1 protein-coding gene is annotated in these 894 nt (G+C 64.2%); it reads left to right on the top strand.

Features of this window, described 5'->3' with window-relative positions; genetic code table 11:
• On the top strand, window positions 1-894 hold an 894-nt coding region (locus ABD466_RS44275), incomplete at both ends, for an amino acid adenylation domain-containing protein (protein ID WP_344663330.1).

The following is an 894-nucleotide window of genomic DNA, read 5'->3' as shown; positions in this document are numbered from 1 at the left end:
CCGGATGATTTGGCGTATGTGATTTATACGTCGGGTTCTACGGGGCGGCCGAAGGGGGTGATGGTCGAGCATCGGTCGGTGGTGAATCGGCTGCGGTGGATGCAGGGGGCTTATGGTCTGGAGGTCGGCGAGGGGGTTTTGCAGAAGACTCCGTTGGGTTTCGACGTGTCGGTGTGGGAGTTGTTCTGGCCCTTGATCGTGGGCGCCCGGCTGGTGCTGGCACGCCCCGGTGGGCAGCGTGAGCCGAAGTACTTGGCAGGGTTGATAGCAGAGCGGCAGGTTTCGACGATGCACTTCGTGCCGTCGATGCTGGGACCGTTCCTGGACGCGGTGGAACCGGGCGGCTGCGCAGCGCTGCGAAGGGTGATCTGCAGCGGGGAGGCGTTGCCGCCGGCATTGGCAGAGCGCTTCCACGCGATACTGCCGGACGTAGAGTTGCACAACCTGTACGGCCCGACCGAAACAACAGTCGATGTCACCGCCTGGCGGTGTGCCCCGGGTGAGCCGGTGCGGATCGGGCGGCCGATCACTAACACCCGCGCCTATGTTCTTGACGCAGTGGGCCGGCCGACGCCGGTGGGTGTGGCGGGCGAGTTGTTCATCGCGGGTGTGCAGGTTGCGCGCGGTTATCTGAATCTGCCGGAGTTGACGGCGGAGCGTTTCACCACTGACCCGTTTATGCCCGGTGAGCGAATGTATCGCACCGGTGATGTGGCGCGGTGGCTCGCGGATGGCACCCTGGAATACCTCGGCCGCAATGACGACCAGGTCAAGGTCCGCGGCATACGCATCGAACCCGGCGAGATCGCCCACCATCTCAGTAATCTGACCGGCATCGGTCAGGCCGTGGTCATCGCTCGTGACGACCGGCTGATCGCTTACTACACGGCTGAG

The sequence above is a fragment of the Catenulispora subtropica genome, from assembly GCF_039531675.1.
Lineage (GTDB): Bacteria > Actinomycetota > Actinomycetes > Streptomycetales > Catenulisporaceae > Catenulispora > Catenulispora subtropica.
The sequence above is the reverse complement of the archived record's forward strand: the minus strand, read 5'-3'. Positions and strand labels throughout refer to the sequence as shown.